The following is a 23,970-nucleotide window of genomic DNA, read 5'->3' as shown; positions in this document are numbered from 1 at the left end:
GAAATGATATGTTGATATGGAACCAATCGATATAAAATCTTTACCCCAGCTCGATGCTGAAGAAATTCGCGTACTAGGTGCCTTGATGGAAAAATCAAGAACTACACCCGAGTATTATCCGATGACATTAAACGGACTCACTGCCGCCTGTAATCAGAAAACCTCCAGAAATCCTGTGGTTAATTATGATGAGCAAACTGTAGCGCTTTGCCTGGACAGACTGAAGCGTAAAAATCTAGTATCAACTGTTACGGGAGGCACCAGTCGGGTTGTAAAGTACAAACACAATATTGCGGTAAACTACGAATTCGCTCCGGATGAAATAGCTGTGCTGTGCCTATTATTTCTGAGAGGACCGCTTACTCCCGGCGAAATCAATAGTAATTCCGGTAGGTTATACGAGTTTGAAGGATTGGCTGAAGTACACAGTGTTCTTGAAAAATTGGCTACTGCTCCCGTACCGTTTGTGAAACAACTGGAGCGGCAACCCGGACAGAAAGAAGCTCGCTTCATGCATCTCTTCGGTGAGGCATCAGTTGTGGAAAGCTATATAAAAAATACTCCTGTTGTTGCAACGGCAGCTAATAGTCTTGAAGAACGATTAACTACAGTAGAACAGGAGCTGGCAGCTTTAAAAGCTGAGTTTTATGATTTATTAAAAGAGTTGAAAGGGTAAATTTATTCCCATGCCGGTCTTTTCGGTAGCCAGGGCATATCCGGCACTTTGGCAGGTTCGCGATAGTAATTGTTTCGAAGCGAATCGTTCCAGCCGTTGGGATTGCTTTTGAATACGCGACTGCTGTAGTACACACTGCCATGTATACCCGGCGTACTGCGTACAATTTTAATCTGATCGGGCAATTGGGTAGGCTTTTTCCAGTTGGCACTGTTCTCCAGCGCACGATAGATGCCATGTCCTATGTATACATGTCGTCCGAAGCTGTGTGCCGCCCACCAGCTTACCATTTTTTCGAAGGGAATGAGTGGATCGTTGATCTCGCGATATAACTGCGGCGTTACATAATCGATCCAGCCCTTGCGCAGCCATAATAAGATATCTGCATATAGATTATCATAATTAGTAAGTCCTGCTTTGGTATCGCTGCCTTGCGTATCATCCTTCAGATTGCGCCAGACTGCAAAGGGACTGATACCGAATTTTACATAGGGCTTAACGGATTTGATGGCGATATTGATATGTTTAATAATTGAGTCCACATTGCTTCTGCGCCAGTCGGCTTTACTGAGTGTGGTGCCAGATGCCCGATAATCATGATCATCTGGAAAATCCTTACCGCCTACAGGGTAAGGATAAAAATAATCATCCATGTGAATGGCATCTACGTCATATCTTCTTACAATATCTTTAATTACGTTTACCACAAACTGCTGTACTTCCTTGTTGGCCGGGTTGAAGTAACGAGTATTTCCGTAAGTAACATACCAGTGTGGGTTCTTTCTAATATTGTTTTCAGGGGCAATAGAAGATTTACCTATCGAAAATTCCGCACGATAGGGATTCAACCAAGCATGAAATTCCATGCCCCTTTTGTGAGCTTCTTTAATCATGAAAGCAAGCGGGTCGTAAAAAGGAACAGGGGCTCGGCCTTGTACTCCTGTAAGCCATTGGCTCCACGGTTCGTGAGGAGAAGGGAAAAAAGCATCACCGCTAGGGCGCACCTGTACAATTACAGCGTTCATGCCGTTGCGCTGGTGCAAATCTAATTGACGAATGTACTCTGCCTTTTGAGCTTCTGCACTGGCATTTTGAGGAGGCCAGTCGATATTCATCACAGTGGCAATCCAAACCCCTCTGAATTCGGAGTGGGGTTGCGCGTAGAGAAAATGTACCAAAAGGGCTGAACAAAGTAATAGGACTGTTTTACGATTAAGCATAATCGCAAAAATAGCCAGTTGCTCCCAATGAAATCAGGATTTGGAATTAATTTTATCCAGTAGCTTATTTAGCTGGTTTACTTCTCTTTCCGTTAGTGCATTTAAATATACCGCCAAGCTGTTGTCCACATTGTCCAATTTCTGAAGCAACTTCAATCCTTTGGCCGTGATGCGCACTTCTACCAAACGGTTATCGGCATGACAGATTTTTTTCGTAACCAGTTTTTTTAACAGAAGCCGATCAACAATACGACTGGTGTCGCTCATCTTATCAACCATCCGCTCTCTTATTTGTTGAGTGGATAGTGGTGTAGGATTGCTGCCTCGTAAAATGCGTAGTATATTGTACTGTTGCGAGGTAAGATCGTGTTTTTTAAATTGATGATTGAGGAAAAACTCCAGATTGCGACATGTGTATATTAAATTTAGAGCAAGCTTCTGATAGGGGTTAGTGAATTTAGTTTGTTGGATTTTTTGTTCAATAGTCATAGATGATATCTTTTTTATTCCTACTAAAGGGAGGGGACTAATGTAGGTTAAATATAGATATTTCCTGATATAGTTTTGTTGTTGTAGGTAAAGAATTGCGGCAGGTTATTTGCAGGTTTATGAACAAAATTGATATATAATGAAGTATCATCAGCTTGGTAAATCGGATATTGAGGCTTCTGTGATAGGCTTTGGATGTATGTCTCTGTTGAAAAGCTCTCGCCAGGAGGCAGAGGCATTGATACATCGCGCTCTGGATGCAGGCGTAAATTATTTTGATACTGCCGACCTTTATGATAAGGGAGAGAATGAGCAGCTCATTGGACGCTTGCTGAAACCTGTGCGTGATAAGGTGATTATTGCTACCAAGGTAGGTAACCAATGGCGAGAAGATGGGAGTGGTTGGGACTGGAATCCACGCAAATCTTATATACTCAGTGCAGTGGAAAAAAGCTTATCCAGACTGAATACGGATTATATCGATTTGTACCAACTTCATGGAGGAACTATAGAAGATCCTATTGAAGAAACTATTGAAGCTTTTGAGCAGCTGGTGCAGGAAGGGAAAATACGTTATTATGGTATTTCTAGTATAAGGCCCAATGTGATTCGCAAGTACGCGGCGCTATCTAATATTCAGAGTGTAATGATTCAATATAGTGTGCTGGACCGTCGGCCGGAGGAAGAAATGCTGCAATTACTGGAACAACACCATATTAGCATAGTTGCACGGGGCGTTCTGGCGCAGGGACTACTGGTAGACAAACCGGCTAAAGACTATCAAGGACATACCGCCGCAGGTGTGGCACAGGTTCAGCAAACCATGAATAGCCTGTTACAAGAAGGTTACAATAAAACCGCATTGGCATTACACTATGTCTTAAGGTCCGCGGTGCTGGCCTCGGCGGTCATCGGCTTCCGAACACTGCATCAGCTAGAGGATGTGCTGGGGGCTTTAGAGATGGTGGTGCCCGCCGAAATTCTGGAAAAATTGGGTCATCAAGTGCCTGCAAAGCAGTATACAGACCATCGTTTATAAAAAATTTTTTGCAGGTGTTGGAAATGAATTAGAAAAACCCTTATTTTTGCTGCCCCGAAAGGGAAGGCGATATTCCTCCTTAGCTCAGCTGGTTAGAGCATCTGACTGTTAATCAGAGGGTCGCTGGTTCAAGTCCAGCAGGGGGAGCGATGATAATCAGGCAGTTACATATGTATGTGACTGCTTTTTTTGTGTCAGCTAGGCTGAATTAACAACTAACTCAACGCTCTAAAACAGGGACTCTTTAAAATATTTTCTAGGCGCTCCTTTCCTAATTGGCTTTAAGATTTCCATGCTGATATTCTCTGAATATGAACCTCTTATTGCTGTCTTAGAGATTGTCATCTGCTAAATTTTCGTAAAAAATTACATTAATAAACCCTAAAATTTATCTTTTTTGTACTTTTGACTTTTCAATTAAAAAAGTCAAATAGTAAAAAGTTTAAATGGAAACACGCAAAGAGCAAATCATTCAGGCTGCTATCAAGCGGTTTGGTCATTTTGGTTATCAGAAGACCACGCTTTCCGAACTGGCCGATGATTTACATATTACAAAAGCTAACCTCTATTACTATTACGCCGATAAACTGGCCATTTTTAAGGATGTAGTACGGGCTATTGTGGAGGAGGTTTTTATGAACGAGCAGGTCATTATAGCAGCTTATGAAGGTGGTTTTATGCAAACCTTTTTTGCGGTACTGGACGCCCGCGCCGCTATGCATAAGAAGTATGTAATGTTTCAAACCCATGAAATGGAAGAGGTGGTAAAAGGCGGTGGTTTAAAAGATGTGATGAAGGAAATATCGGACAAAGATGTGCAAAGTATTCACTCGTTAATTACGAAAGGTATCGAAAGCGGGGAGATTGCTTTGAAAGATCCTGTGGATGCAAGTAATAAAATCGCTGAAATCTTGAGAAGTATTTCAATAGCACATAAACTGGAAGATTACCTGACACACTTGCCCAATCCCGAAAAGATTGACAGCGTGCTCGTGTGTCAGAAACAAATGCTAGAATTCATTTTTGAAGGAAAATTTTTAACTCGTTAGTTGATTATGAATCTAAAACGCGTGATGATTTTGCTGGCTGTGATTTTTTCCGTGCCAGCAGTGGAAGCTCAGGAAGTCCTTACCCTAAAACAGGCTATTCAATATGCCTTGGAGCACAAAGCAGAAGCTCAAAAAGCTAAACTGGATGTAGAAAATGCACAGTACTTGATTGACGAAACTAAGGCTAGTGCACTACCTCAAATTACCGGATCTGGGGGGCTTACTTACAATCCGCTTCTACAACAAAGCGCCCTTCCCGGCGAATTGATTGGGCGTCCGGGTGAAATCGTGATGGTTTCTTTCGGACAGAAATGGCAGACCAACTCAGTGGTAACAGTAAATCAGCAGCTGTTTAACCAGTCGGTTTTCACCGGACTGAAGGCTGCTCGTACTACCCGAGAGTTTTATCAGATTAATAAAGAGCTTACCGATGAGCAATTGATAGAAAAAGTAGCTAATGCTTATTATCAAGTATTTCAATTGCAATTGCAAAAACAAACGGTGCAAACCAATCTCGAAAATACCCGAAAAACCGGAGCGGTGATTAAGGGTTTGGTAGATGCAGGCCTAGCCCGGAAGATAGATCTGGACCGAACTAATGTGGCGATTAACAACCTGGAAGCCACATTGCAGCAAATCCAAAACTCACTTACGTTGACGGAGAATGCCCTAAAGTTCGCAATCGGTATGGACATGGATAAGGAAGTTGTGTTGCCTGAGGAAACATTCGACATTAATGCAAGCATACTGATGCAAAGCGGTAATGTAAACGACCGTACCGAAATTAAAGTGCTCGAAAAACAAATTGAACTGCTCACATTAAACAAGCAGGCCAAGAAGGCTGCCTACTATCCTACCTTAAGCTTCAACGGTAGTTTGGGGTATCTGAATATGGGTTCCAGCTTTCCCATATTTGCTAATTCCGATAAGGTAAAGGGGTCACCCTATTCCTCATTAGGATTGAACCTGTCCATACCTATTTTCAATGGTGGTGCAACCCGTGCTCGTATTAATCAGGCGGAGGTGGATTTGAAAAAAGCCAAGGTACAGATGGAGGATACCAAATTGGCACTGAGCCTGGCTAATGAAAACGCAAGGGCTCAAATCAAAAATAGCCTGCTCACTGTAGATGCTAATCGTAGAAATGTACAGATGGCAAAAGAAGTGCTGGATAATACCAAGAACAACTATAAGCACGGTCTGGCTACACTTACGGAAGTACTGGATGCCGAAAATGCATATGCCGATGCGCAGAATAATTTGAATACATCATTACTGAATTATAAGATTGCTGAAATACAGTTCATCAAAGCCAACGGAAATTTAAAATCATTATTAAACGACTAATAGTCCAAATAGATATGAAGAGCAAGAAAAAATCCATCGTAAGAGTATTCGTTACCCTAGCAGTAATGGTAGGCGTGTTGCTGGGTATTATGAGTATCCTCAACAAAAACAAAGCTGCCAACCAAGCGGCTACTGCTGAAGTGGCTAAAACTAACCCCGCCGTAGCAGTGCGCGTAGATACTGCTGCAGTAAGAAAATTAGATATTAGCCATACTGCCAACGGAATTTTTATTCCTAAGCAGGAAGTAAGTGTGGGGGCTGAAACCGGCGGAAGAATCGTAAGTGTGTCGGTGAAGGAAGGAGACTTTGTGAAGGCAGGACAGACACTGGCCATTATCGAAGGTAATAAGCAAAACGTAAATGTGGCTAATGCACAGGCGAACCTAGAGAACGCCAAAATGAATTTGGAGCGTTATGAAGCTGCATTTGCAACAGGCGGTGTTACACAGCAACAGCTGGATGCTATGCGCTTGCAGTACGAATCAGCTTTGAATAATTTAAAGTCTGCTAAACTGATTGCAGGGGATGTAGCTATACGCACATCAGTATCGGGTATTGTAAATGCCCGAAAAATAGAACCCGGCAGTTATGTTAATCCAGGAACGATTGCTTTTGACATCGTAAATATCAGTTCTGTAAAACTTAGAGTACATGTAGATGAAAAGAATGTCATCAACCTGAAAGTGGGACAACCCGTTCAGGTAACCGTAAGTGTAATTCCTGATAAAACATTTACCGGAAGAATCACTTTCATAGCACCTAAGGCTGAAGGCGGATTGAACTTCCCGGTAGAGGTGGAAATTCCCAATCCTAGCAATGAACTGCGTGCCGGTATGTATGGTACCGCTCACTTTGGCAAAGGACAGATGGAAGACGTATTGGTAGTGCCGCGTGCCGCTTTTGTAGGTAGTGTAAGCGATAACAAAGTATTTGTGGTTGAAAACGGCAAGGCGGTGGAACGTAAGGTTCAGTCTGGAAGAAGCTTTGGCGATTACATCGAAATTATTGATGGTATTAAAGCCGATGAACAAGTGATTGTTTCAGGTCAGGTAAATCTATTTAATAATACGCCGATACAGATTATTAAGTAAGTGTTCGAAAAATTGATGATTCATCGCTGGAAAATTTAAACAATGAAAATATCTGAGATTTCTATAAAACGGCCCAGTGTTATTATTGTGTTGTTTATCATACTAACGCTGGGTGGTATCTTTTCCTACACTCAGTTGGGATACGAGTTGGTGCCTAAGTTTGAGGTAAACGTAATTACCATTCAGACCGTGTATCCCGGTGCTTCTCCTACTGAGGTGGAAACATCCGTGACGAAGAAGATAGAAGATGCGGTCTCCTCTTTGGAAAGTATTAAAAAGATCGAATCCAAATCGTTGGAGAATGTTTCGCTGGTAATGATTACGCTGAATGCCGGTGCTGATGTGAACTTTTTGCTCACGGAAGCGCAACGTAAAATCAATACCGTGTTGAATGATTTGCCGGATGATGTAGATGCGCCCACACTCTCCAAGTTCTCTTTCGATGATGTAGCCATCATGAGTTTATCAGTAACATCTAATCTTACTGAAAGAGAATTGTATGATCTGTTAGATAATAAAATTCAGCCGGTATTTGCTCGCATCAATGGGGTGGCCAAAGTAGATTTAATTGGTGGAGAACAGCGCGAAATTCAAATTAGTGTTGATCCGGATAAGCTGCAGGGGTACGGGTTGTCTATAAATCAAGTACAGCAGATTGTTGCTGCATCTAACCTCGATTTTCCTACCGGGAATGTAGCTACACGCGAAAACAGAACTACGATTCGTCTGGCCGGTAAGCTGGTCGAGCTGGAGGAACTGCGAAATCTTCCGATAACGACACCAAGTGGAGCCACTATATTCCTTAAAGACGTAGCTGATGTGCAGGATGGCGTGAAGGAGATAGAAAAAATTGCTCGCGTAAATCAGGAGAATACTATATTGCTACAGGTGTTTAAGCAGTCAGATGCCAATGCCGTAGCCGTATCGGAAGCGGTACAAAAAACCATCGGCCAAATTGAGAAAGACTATTCTATATACGGCGTAAAGATCAATATCGCCAACGATACGTCAAGGTTTACGTTGAATGCTGCCAACAATGTTATTCACGACCTAATGCTTGCGATTGTGCTGGTAGGGTTTATTATGCTCTTCTTCCTACACAGTCTGCGCAATGCTGCTATTACTATGGTGGCTATTCCGCTATCGCTAATTGCAACTTTCATCGGATTGAAGTTAATGGGATATACTCTTAACCTGATGTCGTTGCTGGGACTTTCCTTGGTGGTAGGTATTCTGGTGGATGATGCCATTGTGGTGATTGAAAATATTCACCGTCACATGGAGATGGGTAAAAATAAAGTGCGTGCTGCATATGACGGTGCTAAGGAAATTGGCTTCACGGTTACTGCTATTACTATGGTAATTATTGTGGTGTTCCTACCTATTGCACTGTCCACAGGGTTGGTGGCTAACATTCTGGCTCAATTCTGTGTAACCGTGGTGATATCTACCTCCTTGTCACTGCTCGTATCGTTTACCGTCGTGCCCTGGTTGTACTCTCGCTTCGGTAAGCTGGAGTTAATCAGTGAGAAATCATTGCTGGGGAAAATCATTCACGGATTTGAGAGAGGATTAAAATCCTTTACGCATTGGGTATCGGGAATTTTAAAATGGTCATTGCGTTCGCGCTTGAATAAAATACTCACACTGCTGGTTGCATTGATATTATTCTTCGCTTCGGTATCGCTGGTAGGTAATGGATATATAGGAAGCGATTTCTTCCCGGCCAACGATAGAGGGGAGTTTTATGTGCAGTTTGAATTGCCAAAAGATGCATCTATCGAAAAGACAAATGAACTGACTCGAAGGGCTGAGAACTATATCCGTCAAAAACCCGAGGTAGAGGATATGATTACCATGGTAGGACAGGCATCGGACGGATTGATTTCAACTACTGGTACGCGTTATAAAGCAGAAATACACGTAAAGTTGAAAAAAAGTTACAAGGGAAATTCGAAGGTATACTCAGCAGTACTGAAGCGTGAACTGGAAAATGTATTGGTGGATGCCAAAATTAAAACAGTAAATGTGGGATTGATGGGTGCCGAACAAGCACCATTGCAAATGACCTTTATAGGACCTTCTGTGCAGGATGCTGAAGAGATGGCCGTAAAAGCGGCAGACCTCTTAAGAACCATCCCTGGTGCTACAGGTGTAAAGCTTACCTCTGAATCAGGAAATCCGGAGATAACCGTAAAAGTGGACCGTGATAAAATGACGGCACTTGGATTGAACATCGCTACAGTGGGGATGGCTATGCAAACGGCATTTTCTGGTAACACCGATAATAAGTTTACCATCGGTGATAATGAATATGATATCAATATTCGATTTGCAGAATCCGCTCGTGCGAATATTGATAATGTAAAATCATTGAAATTCTTAAACAATCAGGGTATTCCTATTGCGCTGGAACAATTTGCTGAAGTAGGGTATGGCTCCGGTCCTACTTTGTTGGAGCGCCGCGATAAATCTCCGGCAGTATCTGTACAAGGGCAGGTAATAGGTGTACCACTAGGTACTGTAGCTGCACAATGGGAAGAAAAAATAAAACAGCTGGATAAAAAACCAGGAGTAGTGTATATCTGGGGTGGAACGATGGAGAATCAGCAGGAAGGATTTGGAACACTGGGAGTAGCACTTATTGCTGCGATTCTGTTGGTGTATTTGGTGATGGTAGTATTATACGATAGCTTCCTGACACCTTTTATTATTATCTTCTCGGTGCCACTATCATTTATAGGAGCATTATTATTCCTGGCTCTGGCTAATCAATCACTGAACATCTTTACCATTTTAGGTATTATCATGCTGATTGGTTTGGTAACCAAGAACGCTATCCTGTTGGTAGACTTCGCCAATCATCGTAAAGAGCAGGGCGATAATACCCATGATGCTCTGGTAGCAGCCAATCAGGCGCGTTTGCGTCCTATCCTTATGACAACTATTGCGATGGTAATTGGTATGGTGCCTATTGCCATTGCTCAGGGTGATGGTGCGGATGTAAACAGAGGGTTGGCCATTGTGATTATCGGAGGGTTATTATCTTCTTTATTCCTTACGCTGGTTGTAGTGCCGGTTGTTTACTCTATCTTCGATAGTTTGAAACGCCGTTTTGGTAAGGAAAAGAAAGTGGATTATGCCGCTGAAATGGTAGCAGATTATGTACCTCTGGATACACACAGCACACACTAACATGAGATAATAATCAATTTTATCTAGCAATTAGCTTTATTGAAACGCTCCCGGTTATTCGGGGGCGTTTTTTTACTTACGAATACTGGTTTTGTATTAAGATCACTCATAAAATCTGTTAAAAAGATATGAATAAAATTAAATGGCATTCTTCTTGTATAATACAAGTTGGATGCATTCTTAACAAGCTTAAATAAGGTTTATTTGTCAGTATGGATTTAAAAGATTATCTTCATATGAATTAGAGCTAATCATTTGTCTGAATTTCATATTCCGCTCCTTATTATTTAGGCTGTAAGAATTGTCCTCCTTTTTAGTAGTTCAGCTCATAAGAAGATGTCCTCTATAGGATAAATGTATTTCCTAAACTCTTAAAAACATTTATATGCTGAAAATATTAAGTGCTGACAAGGAGGTCATATCTGCCAATATACATTTTACCGCAGATGCCATTATATTGTTGAATAATTATATAACTAACGGAAAAGATATTCTCTTGGAAGAATGGGAATGGTATCAGGAATTGCGCAGCGGCGTAATGTGTTATATTATTACCAATCTAAAGCAGCAAGATTCCTCACTGTAAATTATATTTTAAATATTATAGTCCTCTTGGTTCAAGACAGTAGTGTGAAATATTAGCTTTTATTTTGAAAGCTATAAAATTCCGCAGTCAATTATCTCTCAACTTTTTTATTTTAAACTTTAAATATTTATTTATGCCTCAAAGAAAAGCACCTGCAAAAAAAATAGCTGCAAAGAAAGATGCCGCACAAGAATTATTAGAATTTTTTGAAGACGGACTTAAAGATATGTATTGGGCAGAAAAAGCCCTTTTAAAAGCATTGCCTTTGATGAAAGTTAATGCTTCCTCGGCAAAATTGAAAACTGCCATTGATGACCACATTGCCGAAACCCAACAGCATGTGACACGATTGGAAGAAGTGTTTGCAATACTAGGTAAGAAAGCCAAAGCTGAAAAGTGTGACGCTATGGATGGGTTGCTAAAGGAAGGAAAAAGTATTCTTAAAGAAACTGAGCCGGGAGCAGTAAGAGACGCGGGTATCATTGCTGCCAGTCAAAAGGTAGAGCATTATGAAATTGCAACTTATGGTACACTGGCCACTTATGCTAGTCAATTAGGTCATAAAGATGCTGTCAGTTTATTAAAATCAACTTTACAGGAAGAAAAGAATTGCGACAAGTTGCTTTCTAAGATTGCTGTATCGGAAGTGAACATAAAAGCTAAGTAGCAAATCTAATTTAGTTAATAAAGTCTTCAGGGAATAATTCTTTTTTGTACCTTTGCACTCGCAAGGTCCAAAGTGTTATTCCTTGAAGTATTTATATAAAATAGCAACAGTATTTGTAATGGTCATTATGCTTATCAGTGTAATGAGAAATACCGTGCTGTATGCAGTTTATGAATATAACAAGGCTTTTTTTATTGATCTTTTTTGTGTAAATAAGAATCGACCTCAATTGCAATGCAACGGTCATTGTAAGCTGGCACAGATGCAACGTGAAGAAACTGAGCAGAAAGCCAGTGAGATGCTGAAACAATTGCAGTTTGAAACAGTTGTTTTTTGCTCTGTACGTATTGTGTCTATTGAGACTCAGTTGCCGTTTGATAAAAAATATAATTATTCGTTATATCGAAGCCCTCTCTATTCTTTTCTCTATACAACTGCTGTTGTAAAGCCTCCGGAATCTTCTCTCTCTATACAGGCATAATTTATTCATTCATCTTATAGCATTGGCGTTATAGTTTGTGCTGTACTATGTGTTTTAGGTATTTATTACCCATGCTATACGGAACTGCTTTTCGTATACGTTGCCAAAACACTGGAGTGTTGCGGTTATCGGATTATTACCATTGCCGAATGAATAAATAATGCTAGTACGTTGACCTGACGCTTTATTACACAATTCTCTTGATTGATTTTCTTTATGAAGAATGGAATACTCATCTCAGGTGTAGTATGCCTGTTGCTATTGTCTTGTACCAAGGCTAAGACGGACTATGAAGCGGAGAGAAATGCAGAGGTGCCGGTATATTATGATTTCAAGGAAGCGGCTTTATTGCATACTGATAATTACGTAGTGCATATTGAAGCTTTGAACGGTAAATTTTATAAAGGATATAATCCGATTCGCGTAAGAATTGCTGATACTTCGAATGACCAAACTGGCCAGATTTCGAGCATTGCTTTTTTCCCTTTTAAAGAAAATAGTGATGGCTCTCGGATATCCTGTCCGCATCAATATCACTTGCAATATCATTCTGATAGTAATTATTTTTCAGGATATGTAGTGTTTGTAGACGAGGATCGTCCTAATGAAAGCTCGCAGCTTTATGTAAGCTTTACTACTGATAATAAATCACATTATGCAAGCGGAAAGGTGAAAGTGCTGGAGCAACCTAATAAAAATTTAGGCATGACGGCTTTTGTTGGGAATGATGATATAAAATATCTTATTGCGCTCGTATCTCCATACAAACCGAAAGTGGGAGAAAACGATCTAGTAGCTGGGATATATCAATGTAAAACAATTGATTCTTCCTCGGTTGATAGTTTTCCTTTTCCTGTACAGTACTATTATACTGAAGTGACGGGATACAAGCTGCTTTTAGATCCCCGTATGCCTGAGCCTTCGATGGGAAATCATTCTTCGCCTAATAATGAGGATTTAATACAGCTGGACGACGGATTGTATCATGGTGTGGTGAACTATACTATGACAGGCAATTGGACGCTGAATTTTATATTACTCAATCCATCTGGGAATGTAGTAAAGGGAATGGAAGTTTCTAAAGATTTCACCCCCGGTGTGGAAGGCGCGAAAAGTGAACTACATATTGACATTTTATTCTGATATTTCATGAAGGCCCTACATATTGCTTTAGTGATATTAATAATTACGACGGGTATTAAGGCTCAGGAGCCTGCGCAGGATGATACAACAAGGGTGCTGGAGGAGATTAAAATAAAAGCTGCTAAAAGAAATATACATGCAGATATAAAACAGTCCACATCTATTGATGAGTATCTGGCTGCTTCCGAGCAAGTAAGTTTTATTAAGCGAGGAGCTTACGCGTGGGAGCCCCTGTTGAACAATATGACAATAGAGCGGTCCTCCATTACTATAGATGGTATGCACATATTTGGAGCCTGTACCGATAAAATGGATCCTGTATCTACCTATTTGGAGAGTAATAATCTGTCATCGATTGATATTCGTTCAGGGCAGGAAGGAAATATGCATGGTGCTACAATAGGTGGTAACATTGATTTTAAAAGAAAAGTAACACCATTTGGTCTTTTGAAAAAGTGGAGCGGGATCTATCAAACGGGTGTAGAGTGGAATAATAAGCAGGTGTTTAATTTATTAAACTTATCCTATTCTGGAAAACGATTTGTGACGGATGGAAGCATAGCCTATCGGAAAGCCGGAAACTATTATGATGGAAATCAGGAGGAGGTTCAACATTCTCAGTACAGCAAGCTGAATGCTTCGGCCGGCCTGGCTTATAAAACATCGGAACTGTCTTCTATTAGACTGGATGCCATATTTGATGTAGCCAAAGATGTAGGTTATCCGGCACTTCCAATGGATTTATGGCTTTCTAGAGCAATCATTACTTCTGCCACTTACAAGCAGTTATTTGAGAAGGGTAGCATCAGATCTTGGAATACAAAGCTATACTTTAACGCAGTAGAGCATTATATGGATGATACGAAGCGTCCTGAAAACTTAGTACATATGGATATGCCGGGATGGAGTACAACTTATGGGATGGTTTCTAATCTTCAGCTGGAGCATAGAAAGCTAGTTTCGAATATACAGTTTAATGGATACAATAATCTATCGATTGCCGAGATGCGTATGTATCCTCAAGATAGAAGTAAGCGAACTATGTTTGCCTATAGCTGGCCTTGGGTAACGACGACATACGGAGGGGTCTCTGTAAATAATGTATGGATGCGGTCGGAGAATACGATGCTACGCTTTGGAGCTTCGTTAGGATATCATTACAATTATTCGCGTTATGTGGAGTTTAACAGAATCTTTTATCCACATGCTTCCCAAAAGAATAAGCGAATATTGACAGGTTTACATGTAGGATATGAAAAGAAGTTTAATGCTTTTGATTTCTCTTTAGGTGCTGGATACGGCCAACGGGCTCCTTCGGTTTCGGAAGGGTATGGCTATTACATCTACAATAGTTTTGACAGGTATGATTATGTAGGTAATCCTAATTTGAAAAATGAAATATCTTATGAAGTTAACGCCGGTGTAGGTTTTCAAAAGGAAGAATTACATCTTTCTATTAAGACAAATTATTTCCATATCCGCAATTATATAGTGGGCAAAGTATTGAGTATTGGCAGTCCTATGAATTATCAGTCCGTGGGGGTAAAGGCCTACTCTTCATTGAAGTATGCACGTATTTTCAATGCAACTGCACATCTGCGTTATGATATCTGGAAACATCTGCATTGGGAAAGCAGCATGACCTATGCACGTGCTACCGATAATACAGGTACCAATTTGCCATTTATAAGACCGCTTCATTATAATACTTCTCTGATGTGGATGCGTCACCATTTTCATATCAAAACAATGTTGCAGGGAGATTTTGCACATGTCAATTATAGTCCCGAGTATGGAGAGCGTAGTAAGCCTGCATATATGATCTGGAACATTGCCGCTGATTACGCTTTTGCATTACATGATATCAATGCTGTGATACAACTAGGAGTAGAAAATCTGCTAAATAAGCAGTATTCCACTTATGCTGATTGGGGGAATATTCCCAGAATGGGAAGAAATCTTTTTATGTCATTGAAACTTGCATTATAAGAGCAGAAAGATTGTTTAACGAACAAAATAATATTAGCCATGAAAAATTATAAAATGAAATTCTTGATAGCACTGCCATTGCTGCTGTTGTTAGCGTGTAGTAAAAAGGATGCGATTGTTGCTAATGATGTAAGGTTGCATTTTGTGAATACATTTAAAAATACTCCCATTGTTTTAGGAGATGCTAGCTCGGGGCTTGCTACAATCAACACATCCAAGGAAGGACAGCAGCATGGATTTACTGAAATTAAATATGTAGTAAGTAATATTCGATTAGTTAAAATCGATGGTACAGAAATACCTTATTATATTAATGATCTTGATAAAGGTGCAGCTGTTATCAATCATGCCAAACCCGAAACGAATGAGTTTGTTTTATATGATATTCCGTCCGGAACGTATAAACAACTGAAATTTGGACTAGGTGTAAAAAGCGAGTTGAACACAATAGATCAGGTGAGATTCCCTAAGTTTTACGCAGCTGCCGGAGCCAACGATACCGAAATGATGTGGGAATGGGGTACCGGATATCGCTTTGCAAAGCTGGAAGGATTTTATGATGTCGATCATAAAAAGTTGTCTATTCACACTGGCAGCACTATTGAAGGAGAAGAAGGAGCTTATACACAAGGTGTAGATGCATACAGGGATATCGAGCTCGATTTGCCTGTTGCTGCGGTAGTAGGTAACGCCGCTCCAATAATTACTATAAAAGCTGATTTCGATAAACTTTTAAGTGGAAACATTCATACAATCAAGCTCAGCTCCGGAACCGGCATGGATGATAATGCTACTCCCAACAGGCATACATCTGTACAGATGATGCGATTTGTCGAAAACATGGGAGGAAACGGAACTACCGATAAAATGGGGATGTTTTCCGTGACTACTGTTGAACAATAAGCTATATCATGCTGTAGGCATCATGCCAGCAGCATTTTCTAATGTGTGAATAATATTTGCAGGATGAGGCAATTGCTTATAGTTTTTGGTGTGTTATTATGCCTTTGGTGTTGTTCCAAGAACAAACCTGATGCTGATGACGATAATCCCTATATCAAATTACCTATCCCGGATTATTTTCCTGACTTTAATACTTATGTTGTGGCTAATAGGCCTACAAAGTACGGTGTAATATTGGGCGAGCGTTTATTTAATGATAAGAGATTTAGCGTAGATAATTCGATATCCTGTGCCAGCTGCCATAAGCCTGAAAATGCTTTTGCCGACAATAATACTAAGGCAATAGGTGTGTATGGAAGAGTGGGATTACGCAATGTACCGCCTATTCAAAATATGGCCTTCATGAAGTTCTATAATTGGGATGGTAGTATTCTGCAATTGGAAAAGCAGCCACTTATACCTATTATCACAAAAGAAGAAATGAATTCGTCGATTGTGGAAGTTATCAATAAGATTCAGAATGATACGGATTATCAACATCTGTTTCGTAAAACATATGGAGATACTTCTGTAACGCCTGATCGAATATATAAAAGTATTGCACAATATCTATACACCCTGATTTCTGCAAATAGTAAATATGATAAAGTGATGCGTAATGAGGCTATGTTCACAGCGATTGAAGCGAGAGGATATCATGTATTTCAACAGAAGTGTGAAAGCTGTCATAGTACTGTGCTGTTTACCGATCAAAGTTTTAGAAATGTTGGTTTCCCCATAAATCCTAATGAGAATGAAACAGGCCGGGCTAGAGTGACAAAGGATATGAAGGATTTTATGAGTTTCAGAGTTCCCTCTTTGCGAAATGTAGAATATACGGCACCCTATGGAAGTTTTGGACAGTTCCCAACTTTAAGGAGCGTATTAGATTATTTTGATGGCGGCGTTCTGGACACTGAAAATCTGGATCCCTTTTTAAAAAATAATAACAGGCGCATACCATTGACGGAGCAGGAAAAGGAAGAACTTATTGCTTTTTTGAAAACATTAAGCGATCCTGGATTCATAACAAAGACACAGTAGCGTCGAGATATTTTTACATTCAATGATATATTGCAAGAAAAGATCTCCTTATTGAGCTGAGTTGCGAGTGATATAGTAATATTCTATATAGTTTTGATAAAATTGTACATGTGCGCGACCACCGTATTTAGTAAGTTTGTGAAGAATTGCTTGTAATTTGTCAGTATGGAAAATTTACCTTTTGTAGATCTTTTGGTGATTGCGGTTTATATGCTTGCTATGGTATATATAGGATATGTTTTTTCTAAAAGAAATAAGACAGAATCGCAGTTTACCAAGGCTTCAGGGAGGATTCCAGGTTGGGCAATAGGCCTTTCGTTATACGCTACATTTTTGAGCAGTAATACTTTCATCGGAGTTCCCGGAAAAGCATTTGGCTCTAACTGGAATGCTTTTGCTTTTAGTTTGTCTATGCCGATAGCAGCGCTTATTGCAGCAAAGTATTTTGTTCCTTTTTATCGTAATACAGGAGAGGTTTCGGCGTATACTAATCTCGAAAGAAGATTTGGTCCTTGGGCACGTACTTATGCCGTGATATGTTTTATTCTAACACAGATTGCGCGAATGGGCTCAATCTTTTTTGGTCTGTCGCTTACATTGCAAGCATTGACTGGATTTGATATTAAAACCATCATGCTGATTACCGGTATTTGTATTGTGTTATATACGGTAATGGGTGGTATTGAGGCGGTAATTTGGACAGAAGTCATACAAGCTATTTTGATCACAGTAGGCGCCTTATTGATTCTATATTTACCAATACAGCATATTGAAGGCGGTATTGGTAAGATTTTCGAAATCGGTATGACGGATAAAAAATTCAGTTTAGGCAGTTGGAAGTTTGGTTTTACTACTTCTACATTTTGGGTAGTGCTGGTATATGGATTTTTCATCAATCTGAACAATTTTGGAATGGATCAGAACTACGTGCAACGATATCACACGGCTAGCACTTCTCGTGGAGCTACAAAATCCATTTGGCTTTGTGTATGGATGTATATTCCAATATCATTATTGTTTTTTGTTATCGGCAGCTGTTTGTATGCGTATTATCAAACCAATCCCGCCTTGTTGGAACCGATAAAAATTCAAGCTGCTGCGGAGCGATTAGGTAATAATGTTGCTTCTGGCGAAATCGCAGCTTTGGCACAAACTTTAAAACCTGAGGATTATGGAGACAAGGTAATGCCGCATTTTATGGTAACTATGTTGCCTGGGGGAATATTGGGCCTGATTATTTCAGCTATACTTTCGGCTGGGATGAGTACCATTAGCTCGGGAATGAATGCTTCTGCTACTGTATTCTCAGAAGATATTTACAAAAGATATTTTAGAAGAAAAACCACTGATAAAGAAGGGCTTCGTTTATTACATATTGCCACTGTAGTATTTGGTTTGCTCGGTATGTTTGCAGGTGTGTTAATGATAGGCATTAAAAGTGTATTGGATATTTGGTGGCAACTCTCAGGCATTTTTGCCGGAGGTATGCTTGGATTGTTTTTATTAGGAATAGCATCCAAGCAAACGAATAATCAGGCGGCATTTATTGCAACGCTTGTTGGTATATTGGTTATTTTATGGATGACTTTTTCTTATTTGATTCCCGATCAATACTCCTTCCTGCGAAATCCGCTGCATGCTAATATGATTATTGTAGTAGGTACGTTGGTGATATTTTTGGTAGGGATCGTGATGGGGAATACTAAGAAAAGTTAGTGAGATGCTTCCCTAGTAATATATTACTTGTCACCAATCGTTTGATGTTTTCATTCTGTTTTTCCCACATACCAATTGATATATTTCAGAAAACTTAATGAATGTAGAAAGGTATTTCGTACATTCGATGTGATAAATTTAGAGACCTCTTACATATGGCTTGCTTATAGACCTATAAGCTAACGATGGCTGCTATTGCTATGAAGTATATCCTATTTTCAAAGATCAGGAAAACCCCGTCATTTTTAGTGCTTTGCCTATTCGCTGCAATGATTGCATCAGCACAAGGTACGGGTAATACCCTTTTTAGGCAACTTTCAGTAAACGATGGCTTATCGCATAGCGATGTAACTGCGATGGTACAAGATCATTCCGGTTTTCTTTGGTTCGGTACTCATAATGGATTAAATAAGTATGATGGCAAAACGGTACAAGTTTTTAAAAATATTCCCGGCGACACCAGCAGCCTTCCTAATAACCGCATTACCGTAATACTTCCCGATGGAGATGGTCACCTTTGGATAGGAACAGAGTGACAGGGTTTAAGTATTTATAATGAAAAATTTGAAAAGTTTACACGAGTATCACTTTTCGCAAGCAACAAATCTGCAGAAGTTGCATGGATTAGTGGTATATGCATTGATGACAAAGGAACAGTGTGGGTAGCTACCAAGCGAGGCGATTTATTCGCAATGGAGATTCGTAATGAAAAAGTGAAAATTAAGAGTCATATTTTGGTTCGTGCGGCAAATAATAAACCGCTTATTATTAATTCAATGATATATGGAGCTACACGTTACTTATGGTTAGCTACCAACAAAGGAATATATATTTACAACATATCTTCTAAATCCTTTTCCAAAGTTCCGGCGTCAAACAACGATATAAGTGTGGGAAAAATAATGCTAGATAATAACGGCATTTTATGGGCCGGACGAAAGGATGGCGTCTTTCGGCTGGAGGGGTGGAATCAAGCAGGACTTCTGCCTGTATTTAAGAAAGTGCAGCTGCCAGAAGCAATTACACAAGTTGAGTCGCTTTTCCAAGATCGAAGAGGTTCCATATGGGTGGGTACGCTCAAAAACGGTGTATTTCGCCTCACTATGCCTTTTTCCGCTTTAAATAATGGTCCTCAGTGGAAGGCAGAACATGTAATAAAACAGATTAATAATACAAGTTTCATCGGAAGTATTATTAATATTAAATGTTTTTTTGAAGATAAATATGGAGTACTTTGGATTGGTACAGCTGGAGGAGGGGCTATCTATACTAATCTAAAAACTCCTAAGAATGTATGGGATGCATCAGGAAAGAATGCAACCTACAAAGATAGACCAGATAAGAGTAAACCTTTCTTTGCAGTATTTAATACCGGAATTACCCACATGAGCAGAGTGGCTACCCGCACCACAGAAGGCCGTTCTTCTAGAAGTGTTCCTATGGATAAGGTTATTGTACCTCCTTATATACCTGATTTGCCTGAGGTGCGTGATGATATTTCTTGGAACATGGATGCCGTAAAACGCATGGATGCTTGGGTTGGACAGCAGCTTAAAGAACTTGAACAAAGCGGTGAAGCTGATAATACTATTATTTTCTTTTATGCCGATCATGGAGGAACCGTGCCGCGCGGTAAGGCTTACGTCTATGAGACTGGAACATTGGTGCCGTTCATCGTTTATTTTCCTCCGCGTTGGAAACATCTGGCCGGAACAACCATACCGTCGGTAAGTGATCGTCTCGTTTCATTTGTCGATTTAGCGCCTACTGTATTAAGTCTTTGTAACGTCTCCATTCCTGATTTTATGGTGGGAGCTCCTTTCTTAGGCAAAGCTGCCAATGATGCTCAAAACCTGCGTCAATATATTTTTACGTTTCGTGCTAATCAAGGCGATACTTATGCGCCATCGCGCGCTATAACCGACGGACGTTATAAACTCATCTGGAACTATCAGAGCGCATATCCCAATGGTACACGGCAAGATTATCAATGGCAAATGCCGGCCCAACAGGCATGGGATAAAGCTTTTATGGCAGGAACAATAAAAAACCCTTTGCATCTTAAATTTTGGGAACCTGTAGAAACTTTTGAATTATACGATATTCAGAAGGACTCTTTAGAAACAACAAACCTAGCTTCATTACCTGCATATAAGGATGCGCTGAATACTTTGAAAAAGGCATTACAGTCAATGTTGCGAGAGCAAAAGGATCTAGGATTTATTCCTCGAGAATATAGACGTGTGCTGCAAAAAGAGGGTGCTTTGTATGATGTTGTTAGAAAAGCTAAGATTGATGTATCAAAAGAGATCAGCGCAGCAGAAATTGCATCATTAAAAGACCCCAAGCAGCTAGCAACATTGCTACAATTTCTGAGTGATAAAGATCCGGTAGTGCAGTATTGGGGAGCAAGTGGTATTTGTGGATTGGCTAAGATAGGATTAATAAAAAATGTTCCTAAAGCTGCTACAAATGTATTGCAGGATACCTCTGTGATTCCTGAAGTGAAATGTATGCTTGCCGAAGCTATGGTTTATGCCGGAGATACCCAGCGTGGCCTTGATTATTTGCTTCAACAATTGAAGGACGGTTTTGGTCCAGCAGCAGCTTGTCTGCAAAATGTTGGCGTTAAAGCCACACCGTTGGTAAAAGAACTACAACAGTTACTGACTTTAAAATCGCAACCACCCAAACTGAAATTTTATATTCGATCAATATTGATTAATTGCGGTGTATTACCTTATGATCGTTTGTATGATGCAAATGAGAAAATAGAATCTTAGCTATGCGACAATTGACTTGCAATATATATTGGAAACTTTTAGCAGTCTGTGCATTTTTATTGGTGATAACTCCGATAAATAAATGCCACGCACAACGCGCTGGAGGTTCCCATACCTTGAACTTTGATTTTGATTGGCGTTTTCATCTCGGAGATATAGCTGGGGCTTCAGAAATGTCTTATGATGATGCTTCATGGCGTCAGCTTGATTTACCGCATGATTGGAGCATCGAGCAGCCGTTCGACCTAGATAATCCTTCAGGATGGCGTGGGGGGTATCTACCCGGTGGTATAGGTTGGTATCGCAAAACCTTTGAATGGAAAAAGCAGAAGGACTCCCATGTAATGATTCAATTCGATGGCGTTTACATGAACAGCGAGGTATGGATAAATGGTCATTATCTTGGTAAACGTCCTTATGGATATATTAGCTTCGAGTATGATATTACGCCATATTTAAAAACAGGGAAGAATGTTATTGCTGTAAAAGCAGATAATAGCAGACTACCTAGCGGTAGATGGTATACCGGTTCCGGGATTTATCGTCATGTATGGTTGCGCGTCACAGGAGCGATTTATATTCCGCAGTGGGGCACTTATATTACTACTTCTAATGTTTCGCCTCAAAAAGCGGATGTTCATATTCAAACAGAAATACAGAACAAGTCTAATGTAGCACGCGTAATTAGATTGCAGACGGATATCTTCTCATCTGATAATAAAAAAGTGCTGACTCAATCTGAACGCGTAACTGTAGATACGGGATTAACCAATTGGCGCCAGAAAATGGTTTTACCTAATCCGCGCTACTGGTCGCCCGAAACACCTGAAATATATAAAGTAGTACACCGAATTATTTATTCCGATAATAAAGAAGAATCATATATATCCTACTTTGGTGTACGTACTATTGAAGTGAATGCTAAAGATGGGTTCGTATTAAATGGAAGAAGAATAAAGCTGAATGGTGTCTGTAATCACCATGATGCAGGTCCTGTAGGCGCAGCAGTTCCGGAAGATGTATTGTATCGACGTTTGAAGTTATTAAAAGCAATGGGTTGCAATGCTATCAGAACAACTCACAATCCCGCAGCACCTGAGCTTTACGCAATGTGTGATACGTTGGGCATAATGGTACTCGATGAAGCGTTTGACGGGTGGGATAAACCTAAAGCTCCGTATGATTATGGATTATATTTTAAAGAATGGTGGAAAAAAGATCTTACTGATTTTATCAAGCGCGATCGTAATCATCCTTCTATCATTATGTGGAGCATCGGCAACGAAGTGCCTAGATTCAATGTAGAACTGCAAAAGCACCTAGTTGAAGTAGTGAAAAGTTTAGATACTACGCGTCCTGTAACACAGGCCCGAAGCGGTGAGGGCCGGTATGTAGACGTTGTCGGCTTTAATGGCGAAGGAGAAATGCCCGGTGTACTAGAAACTTTTCACCAACAACATCCCGATAAACCCTTATTAGGAACCGAAATAACACATACCTTACAAACCCGTGGTGTTTACTATGCTCGTACATCCTATCGCACACGGGATTTCCCTGCCCCTTGGGAAGAAGGTGTAAAATGGGAAGATTTTAAGTCGAAAGTTTTTCCAATACCGGATTTATCTGAGAAGGAGGTATTTAAGAAGCAGTCGATTTTTTATCAATCTTCGTATGATAATGCAATTGTACGTATTGGAGTGAGAGATCAACATAATCGTACCGAGGCCTTTCCTTTTTTTATAGGTACCTTTAGATGGTCAGGTTTTGATTATTTGGGTGAAGCTGCTATTCAACCGGCACGTACTGCCAATTTTGGAATATTGGATTTATGTGGTTTTCCAAAGGATCATTATTACTTGTATCAAAGTTTATGGTCGTCTACTCCTATGGTGCATTTATTGCCTCATTGGACACATCCCGGAATGGAAGGCGTAACAATACCTGTAGTGGCGTATTCTAATGCACCCGAAGTGGAGCTATTATTGAATAAACGTTCTCTGGGAGTGCAAACAATGGACATGTCAAGACAATTGGTATGGATGGTGCCATATGAACCCGGCACTTTGGAGGCTGTTGCACGTAAGGATGGGAAAATAGTAGCTAAAACCAGTGTGACTACTGCAGGTGCTCCTGCAGCTATCCGACTTATTCCGGATAAACAACAAGTTGTTGCCGACAAACGTAGTGTTATTCATGTGGAAGTGCAAATTACCGATGCCCAAGGAATAATGGTTCCTGAAGCAAATAACCTGGTAAAGTTTAAGTTGAAAGGTCCCGGAAAAATAATAGGCGTTGAAAATGGCGATATCATCGACTTTTCCTCAATGAAAGCTGAAGAGCGGAAAGCATTTAAGGGGAAATGTTTGGTTATGATTCAGACTACTCTTGAGCCGGGTAATATAGAGCTTACTGCAACCTCAGATGGTTTGAAAAGTCAGACAATAACATTTTCTTCCCTTTCAAAAAGCAACAAAAAGTAAAATACTAATAATGCGGAAGTATCTGTTTTTGAC

19 protein-coding genes and 1 tRNA gene are annotated in these 23,970 nt (G+C 40.2%); 18 read left to right on the top strand and 2 right to left on the bottom strand.

Features of this window, described 5'->3' with window-relative positions:
* Positions 1-16 precede the first annotated feature (16 nt).
* The gene (locus tag V2H41_RS08040) at positions 17-676 is read left to right on the top strand and encodes a YceH family protein (RefSeq protein WP_330974628.1); all 660 of its coding nucleotides are present in this window, start codon (positions 17-19) and stop codon (positions 674-676) included.
* A gap of 2 nt (positions 677-678) precedes the next feature.
* Here V2H41_RS08040 and V2H41_RS08035 read toward each other — a convergent pair whose 3' ends face one another.
* Together V2H41_RS08035 and V2H41_RS08030 are read right to left on the bottom strand one after the other, a co-directional pair.
* On the bottom strand, positions 679-1,896 hold the full coding sequence (locus V2H41_RS08035) for a glycoside hydrolase family 10-like protein (RefSeq protein WP_330974627.1): 1,218 nt from the start codon (positions 1,894-1,896) through the stop codon (positions 679-681).
* Between the two features lie 33 nt (positions 1,897-1,929).
* Positions 1,930-2,385, bottom strand: a complete 456-nt coding sequence (locus tag V2H41_RS08030; RefSeq protein WP_330974626.1) for a MarR family winged helix-turn-helix transcriptional regulator — start codon at positions 2,383-2,385, stop codon at positions 1,930-1,932.
* Positions 2,386-2,524: 139 nt separating this feature from the next.
* Between V2H41_RS08030 and V2H41_RS08025 the strand changes: the two genes are divergently transcribed.
* The 17 genes from V2H41_RS08025 (at position 2,525) to V2H41_RS07945 (ending at position 23,937) form a co-directional block, all read left to right on the top strand.
* Positions 2,525-3,424 carry an aldo/keto reductase gene (locus V2H41_RS08025; RefSeq protein WP_330974625.1) on the top strand — a complete coding sequence of 300 codons (900 nt, stop codon included), beginning with the start codon at positions 2,525-2,527 and terminating at the stop codon, positions 3,422-3,424.
* Positions 3,425-3,497: 73 nt separating this feature from the next.
* Positions 3,498-3,571: transfer RNA gene (locus tag V2H41_RS08020), tRNA-Asn, on the top strand.
* A 299-nt stretch (positions 3,572-3,870) separates the two neighbouring features.
* Positions 3,871-4,473, top strand: coding sequence for a TetR/AcrR family transcriptional regulator (locus V2H41_RS08015; protein ID WP_330974624.1), 603 nt, complete (start codon positions 3,871-3,873; stop codon positions 4,471-4,473).
* A 6-nt stretch (positions 4,474-4,479) separates the two neighbouring features.
* Positions 4,480-5,820 carry a TolC family protein gene (locus tag V2H41_RS08010; RefSeq protein ID WP_330974623.1) on the top strand — a complete coding sequence of 447 codons (1,341 nt, stop codon included), beginning with the start codon at positions 4,480-4,482 and terminating at the stop codon, positions 5,818-5,820.
* A 14-nt stretch (positions 5,821-5,834) separates the two neighbouring features.
* Complete coding sequence (locus tag V2H41_RS08005) at positions 5,835-6,911, top strand: efflux RND transporter periplasmic adaptor subunit (protein WP_330974622.1); 1,077 nt, start codon at positions 5,835-5,837, stop codon at positions 6,909-6,911.
* A gap of 42 nt (positions 6,912-6,953) precedes the next feature.
* A complete protein-coding gene (locus tag V2H41_RS08000; RefSeq protein ID WP_330974621.1) occupies positions 6,954-10,106 on the top strand; it encodes an efflux RND transporter permease subunit in 3,153 nt (1,050 codons plus the stop codon).
* 385 nt (positions 10,107-10,491) lie between these two features.
* Positions 10,492-10,692: a hypothetical protein gene (locus tag V2H41_RS07995; protein WP_330974620.1), complete on the top strand. Its 201-nt coding sequence runs from the start codon at positions 10,492-10,494 to the stop codon at positions 10,690-10,692.
* Between the two features lie 64 nt (positions 10,693-10,756).
* Complete coding sequence (locus V2H41_RS07990; protein WP_330974619.1) at positions 10,757-11,359, top strand: YciE/YciF ferroxidase family protein; 603 nt, start codon at positions 10,757-10,759, stop codon at positions 11,357-11,359.
* An 82-nt stretch (positions 11,360-11,441) separates the two neighbouring features.
* Positions 11,442-11,840 carry a hypothetical protein gene (locus V2H41_RS07985; protein ID WP_330974618.1) on the top strand — a complete coding sequence of 133 codons (399 nt, stop codon included), beginning with the start codon at positions 11,442-11,444 and terminating at the stop codon, positions 11,838-11,840.
* Positions 11,841-12,056: 216 nt separating this feature from the next.
* Entirely contained in the window at positions 12,057-12,983 is a 927-nt protein-coding gene (locus tag V2H41_RS07980; RefSeq protein WP_330974617.1) for a hypothetical protein, read from the top strand.
* A 6-nt stretch (positions 12,984-12,989) separates the two neighbouring features.
* On the top strand, positions 12,990-14,972 hold the full coding sequence (locus V2H41_RS07975) for a TonB-dependent receptor domain-containing protein (protein ID WP_330974616.1): 1,983 nt from the start codon (positions 12,990-12,992) through the stop codon (positions 14,970-14,972).
* A gap of 39 nt (positions 14,973-15,011) precedes the next feature.
* A complete protein-coding gene (locus tag V2H41_RS07970) occupies positions 15,012-15,875 on the top strand; it encodes an MbnP family protein (RefSeq protein ID WP_330974615.1) in 864 nt (287 codons plus the stop codon).
* A gap of 63 nt (positions 15,876-15,938) precedes the next feature.
* Positions 15,939-16,958, top strand: a complete 1,020-nt coding sequence (locus V2H41_RS07965; protein ID WP_330974614.1) for a cytochrome-c peroxidase — start codon at positions 15,939-15,941, stop codon at positions 16,956-16,958.
* A gap of 165 nt (positions 16,959-17,123) precedes the next feature.
* On the top strand, positions 17,124-18,674 hold the full coding sequence (locus V2H41_RS07960; protein WP_330974613.1) for a sodium:solute symporter family protein: 1,551 nt from the start codon (positions 17,124-17,126) through the stop codon (positions 18,672-18,674).
* 269 nt (positions 18,675-18,943) lie between these two features.
* On the top strand, positions 18,944-19,210 hold the full coding sequence (locus tag V2H41_RS07955; RefSeq protein ID WP_330974612.1) for a ligand-binding sensor domain-containing protein: 267 nt from the start codon (positions 18,944-18,946) through the stop codon (positions 19,208-19,210).
* 156 nt (positions 19,211-19,366) lie between these two features.
* Positions 19,367-21,457, top strand: coding sequence for a sulfatase-like hydrolase/transferase (locus V2H41_RS07950; RefSeq protein WP_330974611.1), 2,091 nt, complete (start codon positions 19,367-19,369; stop codon positions 21,455-21,457).
* A 116-nt stretch (positions 21,458-21,573) separates the two neighbouring features.
* A complete protein-coding gene (locus tag V2H41_RS07945; RefSeq protein WP_330974610.1) occupies positions 21,574-23,937 on the top strand; it encodes a glycoside hydrolase family 2 TIM barrel-domain containing protein in 2,364 nt (787 codons plus the stop codon).
* Positions 23,938-23,970 lie beyond the last annotated feature (33 nt).

It is taken from the genome of Niabella digestorum (assembly GCF_036409055.1).
Lineage (GTDB): Bacteria > Bacteroidota > Bacteroidia > Chitinophagales > Chitinophagaceae > Niabella > Niabella composti.
Note: the sequence above shows the minus strand (reverse complement) of the source record. Positions and strands in the feature narration are given on the sequence as shown.

Excerpts from the sequence above, each read along its gene's own strand:
- V2H41_RS08000 (WP_330974621.1), top strand. The coding sequence starts at position 6,954 with ATGAAAATATCTGAGATTTCTATAAAACGGCCCAGTGTTATTATTGTG.
- V2H41_RS08035 (WP_330974627.1), bottom strand. The coding sequence starts at position 1,896 with ATGCTTAATCGTAAAACAGTCCTATTACTTTGTTCAGCCCTTTTGGTA.
- V2H41_RS07955 (WP_330974612.1), top strand. The coding sequence starts at position 18,944 with ATGATTGCATCAGCACAAGGTACGGGTAATACCCTTTTTAGGCAACTT.
- V2H41_RS07970 (WP_330974615.1), top strand. The coding sequence starts at position 15,012 with ATGAAAAATTATAAAATGAAATTCTTGATAGCACTGCCATTGCTGCTG.
- V2H41_RS08010 (WP_330974623.1), top strand. The coding sequence starts at position 4,480 with ATGAATCTAAAACGCGTGATGATTTTGCTGGCTGTGATTTTTTCCGTG.
- V2H41_RS07960 (WP_330974613.1), top strand. The coding sequence starts at position 17,124 with ATGGAAAATTTACCTTTTGTAGATCTTTTGGTGATTGCGGTTTATATG.
- V2H41_RS08040 (WP_330974628.1), top strand. The coding sequence starts at position 17 with ATGGAACCAATCGATATAAAATCTTTACCCCAGCTCGATGCTGAAGAA.
- V2H41_RS08030 (WP_330974626.1), bottom strand. The coding sequence starts at position 2,385 with ATGACTATTGAACAAAAAATCCAACAAACTAAATTCACTAACCCCTAT.
- V2H41_RS08025 (WP_330974625.1), top strand. The coding sequence starts at position 2,525 with ATGAAGTATCATCAGCTTGGTAAATCGGATATTGAGGCTTCTGTGATA.
- V2H41_RS07975 (WP_330974616.1), top strand. The coding sequence starts at position 12,990 with ATGAAGGCCCTACATATTGCTTTAGTGATATTAATAATTACGACGGGT.
- V2H41_RS08005 (WP_330974622.1), top strand. The coding sequence starts at position 5,835 with ATGAAGAGCAAGAAAAAATCCATCGTAAGAGTATTCGTTACCCTAGCA.
- V2H41_RS07965 (WP_330974614.1), top strand. The coding sequence starts at position 15,939 with ATGAGGCAATTGCTTATAGTTTTTGGTGTGTTATTATGCCTTTGGTGT.
- V2H41_RS07950 (WP_330974611.1), top strand. The coding sequence starts at position 19,367 with ATGGAGATTCGTAATGAAAAAGTGAAAATTAAGAGTCATATTTTGGTT.
- V2H41_RS07995 (WP_330974620.1), top strand. The coding sequence starts at position 10,492 with ATGCTGAAAATATTAAGTGCTGACAAGGAGGTCATATCTGCCAATATA.
- V2H41_RS07980 (WP_330974617.1), top strand. The coding sequence starts at position 12,057 with ATGAAGAATGGAATACTCATCTCAGGTGTAGTATGCCTGTTGCTATTG.
- V2H41_RS08015 (WP_330974624.1), top strand. The coding sequence starts at position 3,871 with ATGGAAACACGCAAAGAGCAAATCATTCAGGCTGCTATCAAGCGGTTT.